Source organism: Paractinoplanes globisporus DSM 43857 (genome assembly GCF_000379645.1).
In the GTDB taxonomy this organism is placed as follows: domain Bacteria; phylum Actinomycetota; class Actinomycetes; order Mycobacteriales; family Micromonosporaceae; genus Actinoplanes; species Actinoplanes globisporus.
This window is the reverse complement of record NZ_KB903304.1, coordinates 21177-45785: the sequence shown is the minus strand read 5'-3', so window position 1 is coordinate 45785 and position 24609 is coordinate 21177. Positions and strand designations below refer to the sequence as shown.

Annotated in this window: 14 protein-coding genes and 4 pseudogenes; 11 read left to right on the top strand and 7 right to left on the bottom strand. The window is 68.2% G+C overall.

The window, feature by feature from the left end:
• Window positions 1–24: 24 nt before the first annotated feature.
• From A3CQ_RS0118465 to A3CQ_RS0118455, 3 genes are all read left to right on the top strand, one after another.
• The gene (locus tag A3CQ_RS0118465; RefSeq protein ID WP_063713579.1) at window positions 25–1149 is read left to right on the top strand and encodes an EfeM/EfeO family lipoprotein; all 1125 of its coding nucleotides are present in this window, start codon (window positions 25–27) and stop codon (window positions 1147–1149) included.
• The gene (efeB, locus tag A3CQ_RS0118460; RefSeq protein ID WP_020512425.1) at window positions 1146–2354 is read left to right on the top strand and encodes an iron uptake transporter deferrochelatase/peroxidase subunit; all 1209 of its coding nucleotides are present in this window, start codon (window positions 1146–1148) and stop codon (window positions 2352–2354) included. Before A3CQ_RS0118465 ends, efeB begins: the two co-directional genes overlap by 4 nt.
• Before the next feature lie 113 nt (window positions 2355–2467).
• Window positions 2468–4105: a phospholipase C gene (locus A3CQ_RS0118455; protein ID WP_020512424.1), complete on the top strand. Its 1638-nt coding sequence runs from the start codon at window positions 2468–2470 to the stop codon at window positions 4103–4105.
• A gap of 90 nt (window positions 4106–4195) precedes the next feature.
• Here the strand turns inward: A3CQ_RS0118455 and A3CQ_RS0118450 are convergent, their stop codons facing one another.
• On the bottom strand, window positions 4196–5926 hold the full coding sequence (locus tag A3CQ_RS0118450; protein ID WP_026205849.1) for an AfsR/SARP family transcriptional regulator: 1731 nt from the start codon (window positions 5924–5926) through the stop codon (window positions 4196–4198).
• Between the two features lie 131 nt (window positions 5927–6057).
• Here A3CQ_RS0118450 and A3CQ_RS0118445 point away from each other — a divergent pair, with 131 nt between their 5' ends.
• The 3 genes from A3CQ_RS0118445 (at window position 6058) to A3CQ_RS0118435 (ending at window position 7840) form a co-directional block, all read left to right on the top strand.
• On the top strand, window positions 6058–6309 hold the full coding sequence (locus A3CQ_RS0118445; RefSeq protein ID WP_020512422.1) for a nickel-binding protein: 252 nt from the start codon (window positions 6058–6060) through the stop codon (window positions 6307–6309).
• Between the two features lie 160 nt (window positions 6310–6469).
• Window positions 6470–7384, top strand: a complete 915-nt coding sequence (locus tag A3CQ_RS0118440) for a zinc-binding dehydrogenase (RefSeq protein WP_020512421.1) — start codon at window positions 6470–6472, stop codon at window positions 7382–7384.
• Between the two features lie 33 nt (window positions 7385–7417).
• Window positions 7418–7840, top strand: coding sequence for a nuclear transport factor 2 family protein (locus tag A3CQ_RS0118435; RefSeq protein ID WP_020512420.1), 423 nt, complete (start codon window positions 7418–7420; stop codon window positions 7838–7840).
• Here A3CQ_RS0118435 and A3CQ_RS0118430 read toward each other — a convergent pair.
• Window positions 7837–8724: a LysR family transcriptional regulator gene (locus A3CQ_RS0118430; protein WP_020512419.1), complete on the bottom strand. Its 888-nt coding sequence runs from the start codon at window positions 8722–8724 to the stop codon at window positions 7837–7839. The two genes, A3CQ_RS0118435 and A3CQ_RS0118430, sit on opposite strands and share 4 nt — an antisense overlap.
• 559 nt (window positions 8725–9283) lie before the next feature.
• Window positions 9284–9829 carry a TrmH family RNA methyltransferase gene (locus A3CQ_RS0118425; protein ID WP_026205848.1) on the bottom strand — a complete coding sequence of 182 codons (546 nt, stop codon included), beginning with the start codon at window positions 9827–9829 and terminating at the stop codon, window positions 9284–9286.
• A 255-nt stretch (window positions 9830–10084) separates the two neighbouring features.
• Here A3CQ_RS0118425 and A3CQ_RS64045 point away from each other — a divergent pair, with 255 nt between their 5' ends.
• On the top strand, window positions 10085–10681 hold the full coding sequence (locus A3CQ_RS64045) for an endonuclease domain-containing protein (protein WP_157296057.1): 597 nt from the start codon (window positions 10085–10087) through the stop codon (window positions 10679–10681).
• A gap of 1044 nt (window positions 10682–11725) precedes the next feature.
• Here A3CQ_RS64045 and A3CQ_RS61695 read toward each other — a convergent pair.
• From A3CQ_RS61695 to A3CQ_RS64040, 3 pseudogenes are all read right to left on the bottom strand, one after another.
• Window positions 11726–12460: pseudogene (locus tag A3CQ_RS61695) on the bottom strand (EAL domain-containing protein); the annotation flags it as partial.
• Between the two features lie 309 nt (window positions 12461–12769).
• Window positions 12770–13150: pseudogene (locus tag A3CQ_RS62850) on the bottom strand (toll/interleukin-1 receptor domain-containing protein); the annotation flags it as partial.
• A gap of 110 nt (window positions 13151–13260) precedes the next feature.
• Window positions 13261–13632: pseudogene (locus tag A3CQ_RS64040) on the bottom strand (zinc-ribbon domain-containing protein); the annotation flags it as partial.
• Window positions 13633–13693: 61 nt separating this feature from the next.
• On the opposite strand from A3CQ_RS64040, the gene A3CQ_RS60900 reads away from it, so the two are divergent.
• Both A3CQ_RS60900 and A3CQ_RS0118405 read left to right on the top strand, forming a co-directional pair.
• Complete coding sequence (locus A3CQ_RS60900) at window positions 13694–14107, top strand: hypothetical protein (RefSeq protein ID WP_157296055.1); 414 nt, start codon at window positions 13694–13696, stop codon at window positions 14105–14107.
• Window positions 14088–15059: a hypothetical protein gene (locus tag A3CQ_RS0118405; protein WP_020512416.1), complete on the top strand. Its 972-nt coding sequence runs from the start codon at window positions 14088–14090 to the stop codon at window positions 15057–15059. Before A3CQ_RS60900 ends, A3CQ_RS0118405 begins: the two co-directional genes overlap by 20 nt.
• On the opposite strand, the gene A3CQ_RS0118400 is transcribed toward A3CQ_RS0118405, so the two are convergent.
• Window positions 15033–18770, bottom strand: a complete 3738-nt coding sequence (locus A3CQ_RS0118400; RefSeq protein WP_026205845.1) for a CHAT domain-containing protein — start codon at window positions 18768–18770, stop codon at window positions 15033–15035. The two genes, A3CQ_RS0118405 and A3CQ_RS0118400, sit on opposite strands and share 27 nt — an antisense overlap.
• A gap of 356 nt (window positions 18771–19126) precedes the next feature.
• Here A3CQ_RS0118400 and A3CQ_RS62845 point away from each other — a divergent pair.
• Window positions 19127–19255, top strand: a pseudogene (locus tag A3CQ_RS62845) (transposase); the annotation flags it as partial.
• A 163-nt stretch (window positions 19256–19418) separates the two neighbouring features.
• The gene (locus A3CQ_RS0118390; RefSeq protein WP_245577264.1) at window positions 19419–23459 is read left to right on the top strand and encodes a CHAT domain-containing tetratricopeptide repeat protein; all 4041 of its coding nucleotides are present in this window, start codon (window positions 19419–19421) and stop codon (window positions 23457–23459) included.
• The last annotated feature ends 1150 nt before the right edge of the window (window positions 23460–24609 follow it).

Below are 24609 nucleotides of genomic sequence, written 5' to 3'. Positions count from 1 at the left end.
TCGGGCGGTTCTAAGGTTCCGGCTGTGACAAAGCCCCACGCCGCACTACTGACCGTGGCGGCCCTGACCCTGGCCGGCCTGACCGCCTGTGGCCACCACTCCGACCCGGCGGCGGTCGAGGTGAGCCGCGGCAGCTGCGGCGTCGGCTGGAAGTCCCCGCACGGCGGCGACCAGACCGTCCAGGTCCACAACGTCGGACCGGTGACCATGGAGGTCGAGCTCGTCGACCCCGCCACCCACGGGGTGTACGCGGAGATCGAGTCCCTCGCGCCGGGCACCACCCGCCCGTTCCACCTCGTGTTCGCCCGCGGGTCGTACGCGTTCACCTGCCTGCCCGAGGACAGCGACGCCGAGACCGGCCCGGTCGTGACGGTCAAGGACGGCCCGGCCACCGGCGCCGCGCCGATCGTCCCGGTCAGCGAGGTCGACCTCGGGCCGGCCGTGACCGCGTACCGAGCCAACGTCTCGGCGGGTCTGGCCACCCTCGCCGCGGATGTGACCGCCCTGCGCACGGCCCTCTCGTCGGGTGACCGGGCCCGGGCCCAGCGCGCGTGGCTGGTCGCGCAGATGGCCTACAGCCGGCTCGGCGCGGCCTACGACACCTTCGGCGACTCGGCCGACGCGATCGACGGCCTGCCCGGCAGCGGTTCCTTCGCGGGGCTGCGCCGGATCGAGCGGGGCCTGTGGCACGGCGAGTCGCTCCCTCTTCTGTCCGCGGTTGCCAAGGCTCTGGCATCCGATGTGGCGAGCCTGCGTACCGACTTCGCTCGCGCGCGAACCGACCCGAACGACCTGCCGCTGCGCGCCCACGAGATCCTCGAGAACACCCTGCAGTTCGAGCTGACCGGCGCGGCCGACCAGGGCGCCGGCGACGGCCTGGCGATCATGTCGGCCAACCTGGACGGCACCCGGATGGTCCTCGACGCGCTCGCGCCCGAGCTGCGGCCGCGCTACACCCGCTGGCCGGTCGTGAACGACGAGGTGACCGCGCTGCGGAAGCTGGTCGCCGCCCAGCACCGCGGCGACCGCTGGACCCCGGTCGGCGCGCTGTCGCGGGCCGACCACGAACGCCTCGACGGCGCCCTCGGCCAGCTCCTCGAGGACCTGGCCCCGATCGCCGCCATCGGCGAGGTCAGGAGGACACAGTGAACAGCAGCCGGCGCGGCTTCCTGCGCGGACTCGGCGCCGGCGCGGTCGGCATCGCGAGCGGCGCCGCCGTCACGGCCGCCCTGGAACGCCCCGGCCACGCGGCGTCCGCGCCGAGCCCGGTCTTCCACGGCCTCCACCAGGCCGGGGTCGTCACGCCGGCCCAGCCGCACGCCACCCACGTGGCCCTCGACGTGCTGGCCACCGATCGGGCCGGCCTCGAGGACCTGTTCCGCACGATCACCGAGCGGGCGCGCTTCCTGACCGCCGGCGGCGTACCTCCGGAGATCGGTATCGCCGGGCCGCCGGCGGATTCCGGGGTGCTCGGTCCGCTCGTGCCCGCCGACAACCTGACCGTGACGCTCGGTGTCGGCGCGTCCCTGTTCGACGGGCGGTTCGGGCTCGCGGCGCACCGGCCGCCGGCGCTCACCGCGATGCCGGCCTTCCCCGACGACCACCTGGACCCGGCCCGCACGCACGGCGACCTGATGCTCCAGCTCTGCGCCGACAACCGGGACACCGTGGTGCACGCGCTGCGCGACATCGCCCGGCACACCCGCGGCGGCATGCAGATCCGCTGGCGGGCCGACGGGTTCATCGCGCCGCCGCGGCCGTCCGGCACGCCGCGCAACCTGCTGGGCTTCAAGGACGGTACGTCGAACCTGCACGTCGACGATCGGGCCGAGATGGACCGGTTCGTCTGGCTGCCGGCCTCCTCGTGGGAGGCCGGTGGGACGTACATGGTGGTGCGGGTGATCCGGATGCTGGTCGAGTTCTGGGACCGGGTCGGCATCGTCGAGCAGGAGCGGATGTTCGGCCGCCGCCGCGACTCGGGCGCGCCGCTCGACGGCGACCACGAGACCGACGTCCCCAAGTTCGCGGAAGACCCGGTGGGCGAGGCGATCCCGCTGACCAGCCACATCCGGCGGGCCAACCCGCGTACGCCGGCCAGCGAGCCCAGCCGGATCCTGCGCCGGCCGTACAACTACGACAGTGGCGTGGACGAGGTCGGCGACCTCGACATGGGACTGGTCTTCGTCTGCTTCCAACAGGACCCGGACAAGCAGTTCGCCGAGATCCAGCGGCGGCTCGCGGGGGAGCCGCTCGTCGACTACATCCAGCCGGTCGGCGGCGGATACTTCCTGGTCCTGCGGGGAGTGCGGGACGCGACCGACTACTTCGGATCCGGGTTGCTCAGCCTAACCTAAGTCATCACTGCTTCATACAGACTTTCGCCGACCGTCCCGCGCTTGGCGATGATCGGCGTAAGCCGCGGAGAAGAGTTCCTGTCGCAAACCGTTCACGCGACAGGGAGGCAAGCATGGGGTTCAAACCCCTCTCCTGGAACCGCAAGACCAAGATCGGCTCGGTGGTCGTCGCCGCCGCGCTGATCGTCGGCGCCGGCGCGCCGGCCTGGGCCTCCGGCACCGGGCACTGGTGGGGACACGCCCCCCAGCACCGTCCGACCCGGGTGGCGCGGTCCCGCACCGCGATCGACCACGTGGTGGTGATCTTCGACGAGAACATCTCGTTCGACCACTACTTCGGCACGTACCCGGAGGCGGCCAACACCGACGGCACCCCGTTCCACGCCGCCAAGAACACGCCGAAGGTCAACGGGCTCAGCCACACGCTGCTGACCAAGAACCCGAACGCCTACAACCCGGACCGGCTCGGCCCCGACCAGGCGCTGACCTGCGACCAGGACCACGGCTACGGGCATGAGCAGCAGGCGTACGACGGCGGCAAGGCCGACAAGTTCGTCGAGTTCACCAACCACGACACCTGCACGGGCGCTCCGGTGATCTTCGGTGAGCCCGGGCTGGTCATGGACTACTACGACGGCAACACCGTCACCGGTCTGTGGAACTACGCCCAGCACTACTCGCTCAACGACAACTCGTACGACACGAACTACGGGCCCTCCACGCCCGGCGCTCTCAACCTGGTCTCCGGGCAGACCCACGGCGTGTACGCCGTCGACTCGGTGACCGGGAAGAAGACGACCGACGCGTACACGGTCGCCTCGCCGGACGCCAACGGCGTGGGCACGGTCATCAACGACCCGGACCCCGCGTTCGACGACTGCTCCGACAAGAACCACACGGCCACCTCGCCGCTCGCGGTGATGACCGGCCAGAACATCGGCGACATGCTGAACCGCAACGGCGTCACCTGGGGCTGGTTCCAGGGCGGTTTCCGGCCCACCGGCACCGCCGGCGGCTACGCGGTCTGCGGCGCGACCCACAACAACGTCGGCGGGAACGCGGCCGTCGACTACAGCCCGCACCACAACCCGTTCGCGTACTACAAGTCCACGAGCAACCCGAAGCACCTGGCCCCGACCTCGGTCAAGGCGATCGGCCACACCGACCGGGCCAACCACAACTACGACCTGTCCGACTTCGACGCCGCGGTGAAGGCGAACAACCTTCCGGCGGTCAGCTACATCAAGGCGGGCGAGTACCAGGACGGTCACGCGGGCTACTCCGACCCGCTCGACGAGCAGACGTTCCTGGTGCACACCATCAACGAGCTGCAGAAGTCGCCGCAGTGGAAGTCCACCGCCGTGGTCATCGCGTACGACGACTCCGACGGCTGGTACGACCACGTGACGGCGAAGGTCGTCAACGGCTCCTCCGACCCGGCCAACGACCAGTCCGCGCTGTGCGGCAAGGCCCAGGCCTCCGGCGGCTACGCCGACCGCTGCGGCTACGGCCCGCGCACCCCGCTGCTGGTGATCAGCCCGTGGGCCAGGACCAACCACGTCGACCACACGCTGACCGACCAGACCTCGGTCCTGAAGTTCATCGAGGACAACTGGGGCCTGGGCCGGGTCGGCGACCACTCGTTCGACATCCGAGCCGGAACCCTGAACAACATGCTCGACTTCCGGCAGCACCCGAACACCCACCCGCTGCTCCTGGACGAAAAGACCGGAGCCGTGCTCAGGCACTAGCACCACGCCGGGACGGCGCCGCGTGCTGGCGGCGCCGTCCCACCCCTTCGTCCCCGGCCTCGCCCTGCTCCTGGTCAGCGACCCGCCGCGTCAGCCGGCGGCACCTTCACCAGCTCGCATCGAATCGGCGGCGGCGCGGCAGCGGCGCTCATCGGCCGGGCGGCCGGCGGCGGCGTAGGCCGATGCGGCTTCGTGCAGCATGGCCGCGGCCTGGGCCGGTTGGTTCTCGGCGCGGCGCAGTGCGGCGCGCGCCTCCCAGATGGCCGCCGGCCATCGTCCGCCCTGCCAGAGCCCGGCGATTCGTTCGGCGTCGGCCAGGTGTCGACCTGCCCGCAGCAGCTCGCCCGTGCGGGCGGCGGTGATGGTGGCCTGGACGCGGTAGTTGATGGAACACGGCTCGCACACGACCGTGGTGTCGGCGAGCGCGCGCTCGGCTGCGGTCAGGGCGATGCGGGCGGCAGGTGGGTCGGTCGCGGCCTCCACCGCGACGCCGAGCAGGCGCACCAGGAGATGAGACCGCAACCGGGAATCCTGGACGGTCGAGCGCCCCTGGTCGAGGAGGGCAGCGGCGAGGTCGGGCCGGCCGGCCGCGGTCTCGAGCTGGGCGAGACGCTCCAGGCTCAGGCAACAGCCCGAGGTCCCGCCGGCCGCCGCGTTGTCGCGCAGCGCTCGCGTCAAGTGGTCGCGAGCCTCGTCGTAGCGGCCGGCGCCGAGCAACGCCTCGCCCAGCATGAGCCGGGCTACGCCGCGACCCGGTTTCGACGCCGACTCGTCGGCCAGTGCCAGCAGCTCACGCGCGTACTTCTCGGCATCCGGGGCCGGCACGGCGCCGGACAGGTGGTACTCGGCGAAACACAGGTGCCCGTCAAAGGCGGCCATGGTCAGCTCGTCGCGGTGGCGCAACGATGCGGTGAACTCCTCCCGGAACACCTGGTGCCAGCGACCGGTGAACGACGCGACCAGCGCGAGCAGGGTGCTCGCATCCCCGAGCTCGTGGGCCAGCCCGGCGTCGACGGCCAGATCGCGAGCCTGCCGGGCCAGCCGTTCCGCCTCGGCGAAGTCCTGCCGGTTCAACTGCACCAGGCCGGTCGCGATCAGCACCGCGGCCCGCTGCGCGGGTTCCGGCGGCTGCTCCCCCTCGGCCGCCAGCACCTGTTCGTACACCGCGATGGTGGCACGGTCCGGCCCGACCCCGACGTACTCGCGCAGCGCGTCCCGGAGCCGTTCGAACTGGCGGATGGCCTCGCGTCGGCGCCCGCCGGCCAGGTGCTCGCGCATCAGCTCACGGTGGGCCTGCTCGTCGGTCGGGTCCAGGGCGACCACCTTCGGCCAGTCGCCCGCGCCCTTGAGCGTCGCGAGATGCCGCTCCCGCAGCCGCTGCCGCGGCTCGCCGGCCCAGGCCTCGTACCGGTCGCCCGGAACGGGATCGCCGTGATAGAGCTCGGCGGCGCGGGCACAAGCGGCCGCATCCCGCGCGGCGAGCGCGGCCTCAGCGGCGGCACCGAAGACGTCCGCGTCGATGTCGACCTGGCCGGGCCACAGCGACAAGACCGCCGCCTCGGAGTGGATCGCGTCGTCCGCCCTCATCGCCCGCCGCGCGTAGTGAACCGCCTTTCGCAGGTTCGCACCCGCCGCTTCCGCACCCAGCTCCGGCCACAGCAACTCCATCACCTGCTCGCGATGCAGCGTGTGTGACGGCGCGAGGGCCAGAACCTTGACCAGATCGGCCGCCCTGCGGCTGCGCCACGCGTCCGCCGGCACCGGCCGGCCGTCGACGACGACCTCGAAGCCGCCGAGCACTCGCACCATGCACCGGCCCATGCCCGCACGATAGCGCCGGTGAGGACGGCCGGGCAGCCACTCGATCTGGGAACGGTTTGAGAACGGTGCCGCTCATAGCGTGGCCACACCGCCGCGAGAGCCGCGACGGGATCGGAGAAGGGAAACACGCCATGCCGCTGTACATGGACGTCCACAACTCGTTGCCCGACGGCGCCACCGCCGCCGCCGTTGCCACAGCTCACGCCGAGGACCTCAAGATCCAGGGCGAGCACGGCGTGCGCTACCTCAACTACTGGGTCGACGCTCCCGCGGGCAAGGTCTTCTGTCTCGTCGAGGCCCCGAACGCCGAGGCGGCGCACGCGGTCCACCGCGCCGCGCACGGACTCGTGGCCGACGAGATCTACCCGGTCGAGCAGGGCTGACGCGATGGTCGGCTGTCACCTTCAGCTACCGATCGCTGATCCTGATCGCTGCGATTGCCGATCGGGTCTCGATCAGATGCGCGGCGCCGTCGTCCAATGGGCGAGACGGCAGCTCGCCGCCGACAAGCGCTGAAAGCGGCCCGGACAACAGGAATTCGACATGCACGCATGGATACCCGGACGGCGTGGCGCCGAGCCGATCGTCATGGCCGAGGTCGATCGCCCACGACCGTCGCCGGACGAGGTCGTCGTCTCCGTCGAGGCGTACTCGATCAATCGAGGCGAGACGTTCCTGCTGGAGGCGCCACCGCCGGCCTGGCGACCGGGCAAGGATGTCGCCGGTACGGTCGTCCGGGCCGCCGTCGACGGCGGCCCGGAGGTCGGCCGGCGCGTGGTCGCGCACCCGGAGCAGGGCGGCTGGGCGCAGGAGGTGGCGGTGCCGGTCGGCAAGGTCGCCGTTCTCCCGGACACCGTGACGACCACGACGGCCGCCGCCCTGCCGCTGGCCGGGCTGACCGCCCTGCGGATGATCCGCGCGCTCGGACCGCTGGCGGGCCGCCGGATTCTGCTGACCGGGGCCTCCGGCGGTGTCGGCCACTACTTCACCGAGCTGGCCGCCGGCCAGGGCGCACTCGTCACGGCGGTCGTTTCCACGCCGCAGCGGGGCCGGCGGCTGATCGAGCGGGGAGCCACGGAACTGGTCGACGACGTGGAGAAGGCCGAAGGGTCCTTCGACGTGGTCGCCGAATCCGTCGGCGGGTCCACCTTCCCGGCCGCTTTCTCGCGGCTGCACCCGCGCGGGCTGTTCCTGTGGTTCGGCCAGGCGAGCCGGACACCGCCCACGATGGACTTCTTCGACTGGCGCGGCGGCGCGAGCGCGACGCTGCGCAAGTTCAGCTACGTGGACAGCGACATCCCGGACGGCGAGGACCTTGCCACGCTGGTCCGGCTCGTCGCCGCCGGCCGCCTGCACGCCGAGATCGGCCGCGTCGAGAGCTGGCGCAAGACACCCGAGCTAGTACGCGCGCTGGTGGCGCGGGAAATACGCGGCAACGCGGTACTCACCGTCGATTAGCGCGGTACTCACCATCGATCAGAAGGAGAAGGAATGTCCGACACCGAACGGAGCAGGGCCGTCGTCCGCGATTACGTCGCCGCCCTGCAGAAGGGCGATATCGACGGCCTGCGGGCCAGCTTCACCCCGGACGCGACCTGGTGGCTGCCCGGAGACCTGCCCGTCTCGGGAACGTGGACCGGACCGGGAGAGATCCTCGACGTCTTCCTCGCCGCGATGGTGGACCGCCTCGATGCCGGCAAGCCGCTCACCCAGGAGCTCACCGGACTCGTCGCGGACGGCGACACGGTCGTCGCGGAATGGACCAGCCGTGCCACCACCCGTGACGGCCGGCCCTACGAGAACGACTACGCCGTCGTCTTCGTGGTCAGGGACGGGAAGATCGCCGCGGTCCGCGAGTACTTCGACACCGCGTACGCCAAACGGGTCCTTTTCGGTGATCCGGCTGGCGACTAATCGTGTGCCGCTGCCGCGCAGGCCCTGATCAGGGGCGCCACCATCCGCGACGTGGCGTCCTCCCGAACCGCCAGCGCCGTCGGCATCACGAGCTCGGGATCGGTGGGGCGGAACAAAACCTCCGGCACACGCAGCGTACGAGCGTGGGCCTCGTACAGCACCGTCCAGCTCGCGGGACCGGCGGCTATCGCGGCCAGAGCGTTCTCCAGCGTGTCCGGATGAGCGCCGAGTGTCGGCGTGAACCCCGCCGCCGCGCAGGCGCCCATCACGAGGTCGACCAACGGCGGGTTCAGCCGGTGGGACACGATCCGCAACGGCAGCTCCGCCAGCGCGGCAAGCGGGACGACGCTCGGCCCCGCCAGCTCGTGAGTGGCAGGCAGCGCCACCACCAGGCGGTCCTGCCACACCTCGATCAGTTCCACGCCGGCCGCGGTGACCACTCCCCGGACGAACGCGGCGTCGAGTTGCCCGCTGGCCACCCGCTCCAGCCGTACTCGAGTCGGCGCGCTGACCAGGTCCGTCTCCGTCTCCGGCTGGGTTGCCCGCAATGCTTGCAGTACCCGCGTCAGCCGGTCGCCCAGACCGGTGCTACTGCCCAGCCGGAGGATCCGGGTCGCGGTCCCGCCCGGCGAAACCGCGACCGCCAGCCGAGCCCGATCGGCGGCGACCAGCACAGCACGCGCTTCCGGCAGCAACCGGCTCCCCTCCGCGGTCAGCCGCACGCTTCGCGCCGATCGGTCGAACAGGCTGACCCCCAGCTCGCGCTCCAGCCGCGCGACCTGCTGACTCACCGCAGGCTGGCCGATAGACAACCTCTCGGCCGCACGCCCGAAATGCAGCCCCTCGGCAACCGCCACGAAATACTCAAGCTGACGCAACTCCATGCGCCCATACTGACAAGCTTCCGAGCACCAGACAGATGCCGCAGGATCGGCATGGTCAGCAGCCGCCCCCGCTCCGGGGCCGCCAAGGTCCGGCACGTCCGTTCATCGCGAGGTTTGCAGGCGAGGGGCTGGAGAGCTCCCGTCACCGTGCCGATTGCGATCTTCTCGCCCAGACCCTGCGAGAAAGGCCAGGCACCTTAGGTGACCTGGCCTTGTGTTTGGTGGGCGATACTGGGATCGAACCAGTGACCTCTTCCGTGTCAAAATTGCCCGGACACCGCCGCTGACCTGCTAGAACATTGTTCTAGCAGGTCAGCGTTCGGTCCGGGATGTCGGTTGGCGACCGTTCAGCGCAGTTGACGCCCGTTGAATGCACCCACCAATGGGCCGTGCCGACAGCCCGGCCCAGGGAGCACCCGGGATCAGCATGCCGCCGATCGGCGGAAATCATCGTCGCGCGCTCCCCACAACCGGCCGCCGCACCCACCACAACCTGCACGAACGAGTCCGAACCAGGGAGCAACTCGGCACCCTCCCTCCCCGCGCACCGACCCACCCCTCACAACAGCCCGCCGAGCTTGTACAGCACCAGCGAGCCAGCGACGGCGACGTTGAGGCTCGACCCGGTGCCGACCATCGGGATCTCCACGGCGCCGTCGAGCAGGTCGAGCGCCTCCGCCGGAATGCCGGTGGCCTCGTGCCCGAGCACGACGACAGTGCGGCGCCGGGCCGCAGGGAGATCGGCGAGCCGGACCGCCTCGTCCGCCAGCTCCACACCAAGGATGGCCGTTCCGGACCGCCGCTCGTCGGCGAGCCACCGCAACGGGCTACCGACACGGTGCACGCAGGCGGGCTGCCGCAGCGTGTTACCGCGAGCGAGAGCCTCGTTCACCCAGCCGAACGGCGGTACCGCGAGGCAGGCACCGACGGCGTCGCAGGTGCGCAGCAGTGTGCCGAGGTTGGCGCCGTGCATCGGCCACAGCGGTGCCGCGACGAGATGCCCCCAGCACCGGTGCTGGCGGGGACGCCGGGCCGAGCGGATCTCTTGCGGGGTCCGGACCCGGATCGCGGGCTTCACCGCATGGGAGCGGAGGCGCTCCAACATTCAAAGATCATGTGTGACGTGCTTCTCGGCGCACGCGAGCCATCGACAAGGGACATGCCTGCCATCGCCAGCATACCCCGCCCCGTCGCTCTTCAAGATCAGATTCCGTCTGCTCTGGATGCCGTAATCGCGTTTCAGCATCGGGCGTCTCGGAACCGGTAGGCCCGTATGCGTGCTCAGCGTGTATCGAGGATGGGTACGGTCGGCGCCGTGCCATCGAGTTGAGTGTCGTACCCAGACGGCATCATCTCCGGCATGACATCCCGCCGCATGACCCGCGTCCGAGTGCCGGCCGTACCATCCCGTCGCGGCGACTTGATCGATCTGAGTGCGACCGCTGCTATCCACATCGACTCGCCGGGGCCGGATTTCTGTTGTCTCGCCCTACCCGCCGAGCCCCTCGTCAGGCACCGCATGACTGGCGAGGCGTACTCAGCATTGCTGCGCGCGCAGGACGGGGTCTGTGCAATCTGCGGCCGCGGCCTTTCGAGGTCCTTTGGAGCGGACGATACGGCCCGAAGCGGGCCGGCGCCGCTGTTCATCGATCATGACCATGTGTGCTGCCGACGGGGCAGCTGCGGGCGGTGCAACCGCGGTCTTCTGTGTTCTGGGTGCAACGGTGACCTCGGCGCGTTCGAGGCCAAGGGGCTTGAGCACATCGGACGTATCAGGAACGAGCGATGGGTCGCGGCAGCTCTTGCCTACTTACGCGCCTACGGCCATGACCCGACGGACCTGAATCGCAGGGCTGCAGTAAACAAGACCAAGCACGAGCATGCCAAGCAGCTCGGAGCGCAATGCACCTGCGACCAGTGCACACCGCTCGCCATCGCCCGAGCACCCGGTCGATGATGTTGAGCCGAATGCTCTGTCCGGCAGGAAGCACCTGGCCGCTATCCCTGCCGGCACCGCCAGGTTCGGACATCCGGAATATCGCTCCAGGTCGTCAACCAACCCGCGGAACGACAGCTTCCACACCCGGGGAGTGGTCACCGCTGGGGCAGGGCTACCCCATCCCGGAAGAGGTCACCCTGCGTAGGTATTTGTCAGGGTTGGAGTCGTATTGCTCCGCACTTCCTCGTTCCAGAAGCTGTCACGGCCCTGACCCAACTTCACCCAGCGAATCTCCAACCCGCCTCCGTCCCGTAGGAAGTTGTCGCTCCGGCAATCTCGATCATGCCGAGCCGGCCGGACTTCCGTAACAAGGAAGCGCTCACCCTTCACGATCGAAAGGTTGTCACCCTCCACAAAAGCGTTGACCTGCACTTTGACGCCGTTGAGCGCAGTTGACGCCCGTTGAGCGACATCCTCCGTGTCAAAATTGCCCGAACACCACCGCTGACCTGCCAAACCCCGCTCTGGCAGGTCAGCGTTCGGTACGGGACGTGGGTTGGCGACCGTTCAACGCAGTTGACGCCCATTGAATGCACCCAGCAACGGGCCGTACCGATTGCCCGGTTCAGGGAGCACCCGGGGATCAGCGTGGCGCCGATTAGCGGAAATCATCGTCGTGCGCTCCCCGCATCAACCTGCGACCGGTCCGACACCAGGGCAAACGAGGTTAGCCAGAGAGCACCCGGCAGCCCTCTCCGTCGATCCAGTAGCCGGCGCCCAAGCGGCGTCGCACCATCGCCCTCGAAACTGCCCTGAACCGGGAGGACGTACTTTTCGGCAGGTACAGCCTTCGTCCAGAACCTGCGCCGCGGACACTACGAACTCGCCGCTGACGTCCGTCCCACGATGCGGATCACCATGGCGTTCACCGAACCCGCCCAAGCGATCTGACGCCCGTCCGGCCAAGGTGGACGAGTCTCCAGAGCGCGGAATGCACCAGCGCCGGCGCCGCTTCGTCGAGGGAGGACGCTCTCGGCGGCGAACGAGCGCGATGGATTTGCTTCATTTCACACGGGCGAAAGGGCGGTATTGGGCCAGCCAGGTGGCCAGGTCGTCGGGGGGCATGGGGCGGGCGTGGAACCAGCCCTGTACGGCGTGGCAGCCAGCGGCGGCTAGGAGACGACAGATGCGCTCGTCCTCCACGCCCTGGGCCACCGCGCGCAGGCCCAGTGCCTCGGCCAGGTCGATCACCGAGCGGACGATGGCGGCGTCGCCCCGGTCGGTGGCCATGCCGAGGACGAAGGAGCGGTCGATCTTCACCTCGGCCAGGGGCAGGCGGCGCAGGTGCTGCAGCGACGAGTAGCCGGTGCCGAAGTCGTCCAGCGAGATCGCGACGCCCATGCGGTCCAGGCGGGTGATCGTGTTGAGGACGCGGTGCGGGTCGGCCATCAGGGCGCTCTCGGTGATCTCCAGCTGGAGCAGGTCGGCCGGCACGGCATACTCCCGAAGCAGTTGCTCGACCCGGTCGGCGATGTCGCGGGCGTGCAGGTCCCGGACGCTCACGTTGACCGCGGCGCGCAGCGGACGACCGGCGTCACGCCACGCGGCCAGCTGGGCCACCACGTCGTGCAGCACGCGCAGGGTGAGCAGCCGCATCACCGGGGTCGGCTCGGCCACCCGGATCAGCTCCTCCGGGCCGACCAGGCCGCGCTCCGGGTGCTGCCAGCGCAGCAGCGCCTCGACCCCGACGACATCGCCGGTCGCGGTGGCGATCTGCGGCTGGTAGAAGAGCACGATGCCGTCGTCGGGCGCGTCCTCGCGCAGCGCGCGGCGCAGGTCGGCGAGCAGGGCCAGCCGGTCCGGCGAGTGGAGCGCGTCGTATGCGGCGGCCTCGGCCTCGTGCTGCAGCAGCGTCGCGTACTCATCGTCCGACTCGCCCTGCCGGGCCCCTGCGGTGGCCAGATGCGGGCCGGGAAAGGCTGGCGGAGCCGTCGGTGGAGACGACGGCGGCGGCGCGGCATCGACGAAGCCGGGAAAAGACGGCGCGGTCGGGGGCTTCGCGCGGCCAACGAGGGCTTGATCGATCTTGCCGTGCAGCCGCCGTCTCGCCTCATCCATAGCGCAGTCGAAGAGGTCGAAGGACACGACCCCGCCGAGTAGGTCCGGCCAGCGACAGTCCCGGACTCGAATCGGGATCAGCTTGCGAGCGAATCCTTGCGGGTCGGCGCGATATGCCGCTTCCCATTCTGCTTGCCCGTACACCGAATCCAAATAGTCAGGCGAAAGGATGGCCAGCGTTCGCCGGGCGCCGACCGTGCCTTCCCGCATGCGGCTGGTCCAGTGCGAGCCGGGAACGAAATCCCACGCCTGGAAGAGGACGCGGTGGCCGGCCTCCTCCAGCTCCCACGCGATCCACTCCGCCCACGCTCGATCGACGGCGGTGTACGAGATGAAGAAGTCCCACTCGGTGCCGCCCGAGTCCGACATGGTCGATTCCCCCAAAACGACTGACTTGGCGGCCCAAGTACGGGGAGCACCCGGAATCCGATCGGTCCCGCTGGGCGGAAATCATCCCCGCGTCCGCCAGGCCGCACATTGTATGTACGGTCGTTGACCTTAGTCTGCCATCGATGGTCAGGCCCCGCCGAGCACGTCCACCATTGTGGCGTGTTGCTGCCGGAGACGATCCGGTTAGGATCGAGCCCGTCATTGCGTTCCCGGTCGAACTGGGCAGCAACGTCGGGAAATTGGATGCCGAGCGCGTTGGTGACCGACAGCCGGTAGCCCGCGCAGTATGGGCAGCCGTTGCCGTTGATCGACCGGTCGTTCACCTTGGTCTGCCAGATGTGATCAGGGCCCTCGGGACACTGCCACCACACCTTCTGACGGCTGCGAAGGGAATCCGTTTTATACGACGCCGCACCTGCGCCCGACGAGCTCGTCAGGCTGAGGATTCTCGCGGATTTCAATAGCCGCGCATAGGGTGGTGGCGTGGCGTGAGTCGTTACGGCAGCAGCGTGAGGAGCTGGGGTGCCTTCGAGCTGGTGGATCCAGTTGTCGATCGGCGAGGGCGAGGTATCGCGCGTGCTGGGCGCTCAAGCTCGCACGCGCGTGGCTGAAGCACTGAATGCCGGAAATGTGACGCTAGGCGGGTGGGTGGTTCGTCCGCCAACCCGCGTCGAGTTCGTCGTGCATGTGCCAGCTGATCATGTTCTCGAGGCTATGCCGATCGCCGATCGCGTCCGTGACGTCCTGGGCCTCGAGCCCGGGTTGACCGATGCGAAGTCTGTTGAAGAAGCCGACGTCGCCGGAATCATCGATGTGGGGTTGAGGGGAGCCGCGGGACGGGGATTGGTGTGTCTTCGTTGCGGCCGACTTGACGGTCACCATGCCGAGGGCTGCCCCGACAACGCCCGCAGACCGCATGGGGAACGCCGTGCCTGACGTTAACGGCCCCGCCGCCACCGGTACGCCGTTCGCCGGCCGCGCGACGGCGCCCACCTGGACACCTCCAACGCCGCTCGGTTATCCAGCGAGCATTCAAGCGCTAGGCGGGTTCGCCGCGCCGCTGCTGGCGGCGACCAGCTTCACGATGATCGCGTTGCTGCTCTCCAGCCCGCTGCAGAGTTTCGCGCGGTGGCCCAATGCGGCGCTGACACTCTTACTGCTCGCCGGCTTGGCTCAGATCGCAGTGGTCCAGGCGACGATGTGGACGCGCCGATATGACACCAGCCCGGCCGAGCTCGCCGCGTGGTACCCGCAGGAGATCACCGGCGGCACCCCGAGTGACTGGCTGCGCAACCTGCAGGTCGGCCACGCTGAACTCAACGAGCGGTGGGCCAACCGCACCAGGTTCATCTATCACGTAGGAATCGTGATGCTGTTGGCCGGACTGGTCGCAACGGTCGTTCCTGCCCGCCACATCAGCACGCCCCGCTGGATCCTGATTTTCACGGCGGCCGCAGGGCTCGCCGGGGAGATTTTCTGGATCGTGGCCGCCTCATCGTTTGATCCGGTGCGGCGCCGTACCGGCCTGCACCGGACCGGGTTCGCGCTGCTGTGGGCCATGGTCGTCACGGTCGCGGCGACCGCTGATTCCACAGGCGCCCGCCTACTCGTCGTGGCGCCGGCAGGCGTCCTGATCATCGCCTACCTCGCGCCAGCAGTCCTGCCCGTCGCCCGCGGCCGTGGCGCCCTGCGCATAAGCCCGGTGGACCTGGCCGGTGCGGTCATCGCCGCGGTCTTTGCCGCACTGTTCGTCCTTGCTGCGGCTACCTGGTCAGCGTGGACTCTCGCGGTGGCCGCCGTGGTATGCGGCGCGGGCGAGGTGGTGCGGTCGGCGGTGGCGCTGCGGCCGGGCACCGACAAGTCAGCCGTCGCCACGTCTGCTGGGTGATGGCTCTTCGTCGAGCACATGTTTGATGAAAGGTCGTTGTGCCTGCCCGTTTGACAGCGGCGCGCAGCCGCTGTCGCGCTGGCGGGCCTCGGCCAGTAAGGAACGGCGAAACGACGGCCGGGAGCTCAGCCCGCTCAGCAGCAGCAGCAGGCGGGAGTCCGGGTAGGTCCGGTCGACAAGTTCGAGCATGAGGTGGGCTTTCACCGTGGTGGGACTGCCCATCTCTGCGGCGCGTACGCGGGCGCGGTAGACGGCCTGTTTGACGGCGGGGCTTGGCCGCACATCCAGGTTGGTCCCCGCACGTTCTCGTTCGCGTCGCAGCAGTTTGACCACGCCGGCGCTACCGAACGTGAACAACGCTTCCTGCCCGAGGTAGGTCTGGAACATCTCCGTCTCTGCCTCCAGATACTCGCGCACTAGATGCCCGGTCGTCACCACGCTCTGATGGAGTTCGCGTGCGGTACGGGCCGCTCCGGTTAGCAGCGCCGCCAGGCCCGACGACAGTGACGGCAGCGGATCGCCGAGGGCTGTGTCGCCGCCGTGTGGGTTAGGCCCGCCGTGGCGCCGGCCGATCAGCGAATGGCCGGCCCAATGCACCGGGCTGTACCAATCGGCGCCCGTTCGTGTCCATTCGGTGAGGCACTCCCGTTGCCAGCGTGACACGGCATCGGCAAGGCTGAGCCCTTCGACCAGTAGCGATAGCAGGTCGGACTCGGCCGGTGCGTCCTTGAAGATCGGGTACAGCGTCACCAGCGCCTCGTCGGCGCCGGCCCACAGCATGGCCGGTCCCAGCGTCAACCATTCGGCTCCTGCCGCCCCTGAGATGTCGGCGGATTCGCAGCCGAGGATCACTGCTGTGCGGGGCAGTGGGTAGCGGCGGTTCCCTTCATCGTCGGCGAGCAATTCCTCGGCGGTGAGGTAGCCGGGGTCGCCGTCGCCGGGGCGCAGCCGTAGCGCGCTGGTCGAGGGCTGGTTTGGTGTGGCGATCTCGGCATGGCATCCGAACACCACCGCGGAGGCGCGGTCGAGTCCAGTCAGCGCGCGGCTGACGTTGGCTTTGGTCGCCGGGACGCCCGCGGTGCCGTCGTCCAGCAGCAGGGTTCGTTCCGGCAGTTGAAAGCGCAGGTTATGTGTTTCCGGGAGATCGCCGGTGGGGTTGAGAACCGCGAGGCGAACGGGCCCGACAGGGGCGACCGGGCGCTGCGACACGACATCGATCATTGCTGCGCTTGGTGCGAGGGTCACGTCTGCCGCGTGCAGCATCCGCGCCGCAACACCGTCGGTGGTCTCGACTCCGATGCCAAGGGTTATCCAGGGCAGCCATGGCAGCGCCCGTGCGGGTGCTATCGCCAGGGGCAGTGGGGGTTCACCCCCCTGCAGGCGCCGCACCAGTTCGGCGCGCAGGGGACCGGGTACGAGCAGGGCGCCTAGCGAGACCATCAGTTGCTGTTCGGTTTGTAGGTCGAACATTTCGCCGGTCGTGACGCGGCGGTGTATCTCGGTGTCGGTCTCGCCCATGTGCTGGATGGGCAACGCCGCATGGAGACGTTCGAGCAGATGGGCCAGATCCGAACCCGGGCCCCAGTCGATCCGGCCGGCGCGGACCTCGCCGGTAGGTGGAACAAGCGACCAGTAGACGCCGTCTGCAGTCGACCACTGGCCCCACCACCACGCGCCATTGCCCGCCGCGACAGACGCGATGAACTCGATGTCCAGCGCGGCGGGACGCTCCGCCGCGTGGGGTCCGAGCAGCCGCGCGTCGCCGCGGACCCGAATGACCGGCGGCGGCCGAAGCGGCAGTTCTCCGCGCAGCTGCAGCGCGACAGAGCGCCTGGCGGCGTCGAACCGGGCAGCCGCACCGCCGGCGTAGGAGGGTTCCGGCGGCGCCATCGCCGTGTGCCGAGCCTCCGGCTTGGGCACCCCTTGTAACCTCGCCGCCTCCATGATTTGGGCTGCCGCTGACGGGTCGGCGGCGGACATCGCGCACGACAACGCCGCGTCAACGGCGTCGGTGTAGTTCACCGCCCATGCCAGCCGGTCGGTTTGTGACCGTAGCCGGTAGCGGCGCTCATCAAGGGCGGCGACGGCGGTCAACCGCAGGACCAGAGCGTCGACGGGTCTGCTGTCGTCCTCGAGGCGCCGTCCTGCCAGGCCGAGTGCCTGGGCCTGGCCCACGGCGTCGTCGAGGTCCGCGCACATGGCGGCGACACCTGTGTCGGGGCCGACATTGTCCACGTACTCCTCGGTGTCGTCGGCGGTGTCGACGGTGAGTCTCGCCAGCTGCAGTCCTACGCCGGTGTACTGGCGAATCGCCGCACGATAACGCGCCGGAAAGCCTTCCTGGATCAGCTCGCGACGCCAACTGAGGACATAGTCGATGAGGATCCGCTGCCCGTCATACAGAACCTTCTCCGCCACTTCGGCCGAACCCGCTGCCACCAGGGACAGGGCCCGGCCGCGTAAGGCACCGGCGAGGTCGACGAAACGGCTGTGCGAGAGGAACCGTGTCGCCGCGGCCAGGAACCTCGTCTCGGCTTCCCCGAAACGCCCCTCGTCCAGCAACGCTTCCCCCACCGCCAGCTCCGCGTCCGCGCGCAGCAGGTCCGGACCGGCGACGGACTGCTGCTCGGCCCAGGCGAGCGCAGTAAGCGCCTCTGCGTGACGACCGATTCGCAGCAACGCGAGACCCTCGCACATCGCGAGATACGCGCGGTCCGGGCGCGACATTGCGAGCAGATTGAACCCTCGCCGGGCCCGGATCTCCGCGCAAGCGTCGAGGACCTGTTGTAGGTCACCGGCGCGCAGCGCGGTCACAGCGATACGCAAGAGCACACTCTGCCGGGCCCGCCGCGGAGCCAGCGCCAACAAGCCGGTTAGAAGCCGCAGTGCATCGGCCGGGTAGTCGAGACGCTGTAACCGTTGGGCGCGCGCCAACTGCATCTGCAGTCCAGGATGTGGCATCAACGCCAGATACCCACCCCGCAGCACACGGCGATGCCCGTAGGGCGCCTGCAATACCCGCAGCACAACCGGACAAAGCACGGCGGCCACAGCAAACGCGATAAGTACCTGCCAGCCGCGGGAGACGAGCAGACCAACGAAGACGATCCCGACCGCGACCATCAACCGCCGAAGCGACCCGACGACACCGATGACCAAAACGACGACCACCGCTACCGCCAAAGCGGGCGAACCGACGACAGTCACGGCGGCCAGCGCGGCGAGCCAGAACACGACGCGTCTCTCGCGTGCCTGGAACTTCAGGTAAGTGGCCTTGGCGTAGTCAACCTCCGGTGCCGGTACCGCCTGCCCAAGCGTCGCCGCCGGGTTGCGCGTCGCCGCCGCGACTCTCCTCGCCCGGCTATCGCTTAGCTGCGCAGCGCGGCGCGCATCCGAACTACGCTCCTCGCGGAAGGCGCGAACGGCCTGGTCGAGGTTCTCCAGCTCACCGTCGAGGAAAGCGTCGACAAGACCGCTGACCGCTTGGCCGAACTCTCTCGCGCCCCCGCGGACAGCATTGCCGGCGAAGCTGCCCGGCGTGAGAACCGACGCCACGACCAGAAGCCCGTTCGGAATGGTGTCGAACCCGTACCACCGCCCCAGGAACGAAGCGAGCCGAGCGGCTTCCGCCAGCGTCGCCGTCATCGGTCTGCCGAAAATCTGCGTATCAGCCGCAGCAGCCTCCGGCGTTGCCGCGTCGCGCCGATACATAGCTGAATCAGGCAGATCCAGGTGAATCAATGCCCGAAGCCACCGATTCGGCTCCTGCGACGATATGGCGTTAAGGACGTCCAGGGTGTCGGCCGTGCGAAGTGCCTGATCGGCCGCTAGCCGTAGGAGGCTTCCCGCGGGTCCGTCCAAGAGCGGGACTGTCATCCGACCCCCAAATGCGGCAGGTGCCACAACGCTACGGGGAGAAATGGCAACCACGCGTCACCCGTTCGAGTTGACGTGGCTGCCCGGATTCACCCCTAGTGCCCCTGTGGCTCCCGGGCCTTGCCCCCTGATCTTGGACACTTGAACCTGGGATATTGAGGTTCCAGGTAGATCAGGAGTCCCGAAGCAAGATGGCGAACAAGCACTATCCCGTGGAGTTCAAGGCCGATGCGGTGGCGTTGTACCGGTCTCGGCCGGGCGCGACGATCGCGTCGATCGCTGACGACCTGGGTGTCAACCGGGAGACCCTGCGCAGCTGGGTGCGGCTTGTCCCCGGCCCGCGCGTGGGGTCCCGGCGGCGGGTGAGGCGACCGGGACGGTCGAGCAGGAGAACGCCGAGTTGCGGCGCCGGGTCCGGGAGCTGGAGGAGGAACGCGACATCCTGCGCAAGGCGGCCCGGTATTTCGCCGGGGAGACGCGCTGGTGAACCGCTTCCAGTTCGTCGCCGACCTCGAAAGGCATCTTGCGCGACGGGCCTGCCCTCCGAGAGCGCGGCTGGCTGCACTCGTTTCGAGCTGGCCGCCGCATGCAATGGCCGGGCAGGATGGCGGGGTGTCCACACTAGATCGGTTGATCGCCTCGCTGAACGCCAGGATCGACGCTTCCCGCAAGGGAGATCCACAGCCGGTGCTGGAAGCGCACGCGATGAACGAGGCCCGTGAACTCTTCGCTCACATGAGGCCGGACGACGCTAGCAGGACCGATGTCATGATCGTGCTAGCCAACTTTCACTGGCAGCGTTCCCGGGCAGTGCCTGAGGAAGCGAGCTATCAGGATTTGATGTTGGCTCTCATGGGTTTCGGTGAGGTACGGCATACACGGCCGGATGTTGTGCCCGAGGCGTTGCGTGGCTACCTGAGCGATGCCCAAGCAGACGCTGACCTGCAGGCGCAACGCGCGATCAGCCTGTTGGAGCAGGCGCAGCGACGCCACGACGTGGGGGCGTTGGAAGAAGCGATCATGCTAGGTCGTGAGGCTGTGGCCGCCACTGGCAACGGCCATCCGGGCCGCGCCGGGATGTTGTCTCGTCTCTCCAACTCGTTGCGGATCAGGTACGCGTGGGGCGGTGACGATATTGCCCTCGAGGAGGCGATCGCTTTCGGTCGAGAAGCCGTGAACGCTGCGCCCGTCGGCCACCCCGACCGCGTGTTTTGTCTGTCTGACCTCGTGGGGGCATTGGGCAGCCGATTCGAGCGGACCGGAAATCGCGAAGATCTGCACGAAACAATCATGCTCGGCAGGGAGGCGCTGGACGCCACACCCGTCGATCACCCCTACCGCGCCGTGTGCCTGTCGAGCCTCAGTAACTGCCTGCGAGTCAGGTTTGCGCTGCGCAGTGATCATGCTGATCTCGAACAGGCCATCGCACTTAGTCAACACGCCGTAGCAGCCACACCGGAAGGCCATCCCCACCTCGCTATGTACGTATCCAACCTGGGTGCGGCCTTGATGTCCCGGTATGAATGGACGAGGAATCCTGAGGATCTGGACTCTGCCATCACACAGTTTCGGCGGGCTGTAGGGGTCAGTTTCGATAACGACCCGCAAGGAGTCGAATACCTCAGTAACCTCGGTAGCGCCATGCGAGCTCGATTCGATCGGACTGGGAACCGATTCGACTTGGACGAGGCTATTGACCTCCTTCAGAAGGTCATTGCGGGAACGGCGCCTGATGTTCCGAACTACCCGATCCTCTTGTCCAACTTCGTAGCGGTATTGACCGTTCGCCTCGAACAGACGGGGGGCTCGGCGGGTTTGAATGAGTCGATCGACCTCCTCCGGCGAGCATTGGATGCCATCCACCCGAACAGCCCGAGCCGCCCCGAACTTCAGTCGATGCTCGCTGGAACGCTGCAGATGCGATTCGGGCGCGCAGGGATTGTCGCCGACCTAGACGAGGCGATCAAGCTCGGTCGCCAAGCCGTGGCTGGTGCGTCGGCCGACCATCCCAGCCGTCCGGCGTACCTGTCCAACCTTCTCACCGCATTCGGAATCCGGTTCGGGCAGACTGGCGATGAGGCCGATCTGGAGGAGACGATTGCGCTGGGCCGTCGGCTCGCCTCCGCCACCACCGCTGGGCATCCCCACCACACCACGTGTTTGTTCAACCTTGGTGCCGCGCTGCGAACTCGGTACGAGCGGACCGGAGACAGTGACGATCTTGAGCAGACGATCACCCTCTTCCGGCAGGCGGTCGACGCGACAGCAGATGACCACCCAGCCCACGCGATGTGTCTGTTCAACCTTGGTGCCGCGCTGCGGCTGAGGTTCGATCTGACCAAGGCCAGCGTGGATCTGAACGACGCGATCAGCTTCGGGGAAAAGGCCGTGACCGCAATCCCGGGCGGCCATCTGGACCATGCGTCGTATCTCTCCCACCTTGCAACTGCGGTGCGGCTGCGGTTCGAGCACACCGGACAGTCCGAGGACCTGAACAGCGCGATCGAACTTGGCCGGCAGGCGGCTGCAGAGATACCACTCGACCATCCCGGCCGTGCCAGGTGCCTGTCCGGCCTGGCTTCCGCGCTGCAGCTCCGATTCGTCCGGCTCAGAGCTGACGCTGACCTCGACCAGGCGGTCGCCCTTGGGCGAGATGCTCTGAGCATCACGCCCGCTGGTCACCCTCAGCGTCCTGGTTATGCGTCCAATGTCGCCAACACGCTGATGCTCCGATTCCAGCAGACTGGGGACAGCGTGCAGCTGGACGATGCGATTGTCCTCTTCCGGCAGGCCGTGGCTGCAACGCCAGACAACCATCCCCACCACGCCAGTGTCCTGTTCAACCTCGGCCAAGCGCTTCAACTTCGGTTCGAGCGGGATGGTGTCAACGCCGATCTCGACGAGGCAGTGAGCGGATGGCAACAGGCAAGCCAGTCGATCGCCGCAGCGGTCACGACCCGCCTAACGGCAGCCAGTTGGTGGGCGCGCGCCGTCGGGCGTTGGCGAGGACCAGCCGAGGCGGTCGAGGCGTATGCCGAGGCGGTCGCCTTGCTGCCCTTGCTGGCGTGGCGGGGAATCAGCCACCGTGACCAGCATCGATTGCTCAACCAATACGCGTCCGAGCTCGCTCGCGAAGCGGCCGCATCCGCGATAGCCGCCGGTCAACTTCCCGGCGCAATCGAACTTCTGGAAACCGGCCGCGGCGTCTATTGGTCCCAACTGCAAGGCAGCCGCGCCGACCTGAACGACCTGCGCCGGGCAGCACCCGACCTCGGCAAAGAAATGACCGAATGCCGGGCCTTGCTGGAACAACCTTCGCCAGACTCAAACACCAACCCAAGCCACGTCGCGCAAGCACGCATGACCGCAGCCCGCCGGTTCGACCGGCTTGTCGAACAAGTTCGCGCCTTGCCACCGAGTACGGAGTTCCCGCGGCCCGACCGGTTCCTCAAGACCCCGGAACTGCACGGGCTGCTCCCCGGCCCCGACGAGCCACCGGTCATCGTGGTCAATGTCAGCCACTGGCGGTGCGACGCGCTCATCCTCACTCCGGCCGGCGTCGACCTCCTTGCCTTACCGACGCTGACCGAGGAACAGGTCATCGACCGAACCAACCGCTATCTCCTGGCTCTGCAAGCCGATGACGACAGGCTGGAAGAAGCGATCACCAGCACCCTCGAATGGCTGTGGGAATCGGTCGCGGCGCCCATCCTCGAGCACATGGGCCACAGCGCCACCCCGACTGGCCAGTGGCCGCGAGTTCAGTGGTGCCTCACCGGCGCACTCACGGTCCTGCCCGTCCACGCGGCCGGCGTTCACAGCCGCACACCCGACACTGTCCTCGATCGAGTGGTCAGCTCCTACACCCCGACCCTAAGTACCGCGAGGCGTGCTTCTGCTGATCTCGCCAAGTCGGAGACCAAGATCCTCGTCATCTCCCTGCCGGAAACGCCCGGGCAGAGCCCACTCCTCGCGGCAGGTAGGGAAAGGGAAACACTGGCGAAGATCTTCGGACCCAGCGCATGCACGATCCTCAGCGGTGCGGACGCCACACACCACGCTGTGCTGGAGAAGATGCGCCGCCACCAGCGGCTACATGCCTCCTGCCACGGCACGCAAAGCCTGGCCGACCCGACCACCGGAGGGCTCATGCCGTTCGACTGGAAGACCGCCGGCCTGGTCACTATCAGCGACTTGACCCAGATCGCCAACACCGGAGGCGAGTTCGCGTTCCTGTCCGCCTGCCAAACGGCCACCGGGAGTGTCACCAGCCCCGACGAAGCCATCACCGTCGCCGCCGCCATGCAGCACGCCGGGTGGCGGCATGTCATCGGCACTCTCTGGAGCGTCTCCGACAGCGGCGCCGCAGTCGTTGCCCGCAATCTGTACTCACGCCTCGTTGACGGCTACGGGCTCGATCTCGCCAATACCGCCAGTGCCCTGCATCAAACTGTCCGGGAGTTGCGCGACGCCAGACCCGACCGCCCCAGCCTCTGGGCCCTCTACATCCACACCGGCCCGTAGTGCGCAGCAAATATTACGGCCGCGAGATCCGTTTTGAATCACTACCCGGCCCTCGTGGTCACTAACGGAAGCAGGGCCACCTCGTCCCGGAAGATGTCACCCGGGTGGGGAGATTCGGCCGATCAGAGATGAATTGCTCCACACTTCCTCGTTCGGGAAGCTGTCACGCCCCCTCGCTGAACTCCGCCCAGCTCGCCTCCGTTACGTGGGAACTTGTCGCTCCGGCGACCCCAATCATGCCGAGCCGTCCGGACTTCTGTAACGAGGAAGCGCTCACCCTCCGCGACGGAATGGTTGTCACCCTCCACAACGCCATTGACCTGGACTTTGACGGCGTTGAGCGCAGTTGACGCTCGTTGAGCGACAGCCTACGTGTCAAATTGCTCGGACCACCGGAGCTGACCTGCCAAAACACTGTTCTGGCACGTCAGCATTCGGTACCCGAGGTCGGTTGATGACCGTTCACCGCCGTTCACGCCCGTTGAATCCACCCACCACCATGCCCTGTCGACGGCCCAATACGGGGTACCCGGAATCCGATCGGTCCCGCTGGGCGGAAATCATCGCCGCGTGCTCCCCGCCTCCGCCGGGGCATATACCAATGCCAGGGCAAAACGAGGCTGGGCCAGGGAGCACGCAGTCCGTCCTTCCCGCCCCTCCGGGAATCCGACGCCGCCGTCATTGCGACCGCCGCGCCCAACACCGGGGAAAGACGCCGGTATTGACAAGCACCCTCCAGGCACGGCCGACCCACCAGGACCGGCCCGCGATCCGCGCGGCCCGACGCTCTCCCGCTGCCTCAGCTACGCACCGACGATCTGTCTGCGTCCCCAGCCCTCATGATCGAGTGCACGGACGTGGCCGATGAGAGTGCGTTAAGCGTCATCCTCTGTCGTGCGGCGTCACAGTTCCGTCATGAGCTGCGTCAGAGCGTCTGTAGCAGCAGTTATGAGTTCGGATGGAGGTCCCTCCGTGAACTAACTGGTTTCTGAACCTTCGCAATGCGTCCACCTCACCGCGCAACGAAGGATCGATAATCCCCAACGAAACCAGCTTCTAGCGGAGCCGCGCATGCTAACCGCATAAGAGCAACCGCGGACATCGGTGAACGCGGCGATCTGTCGAAGACAGCGTCAATACCGCCGCCTCC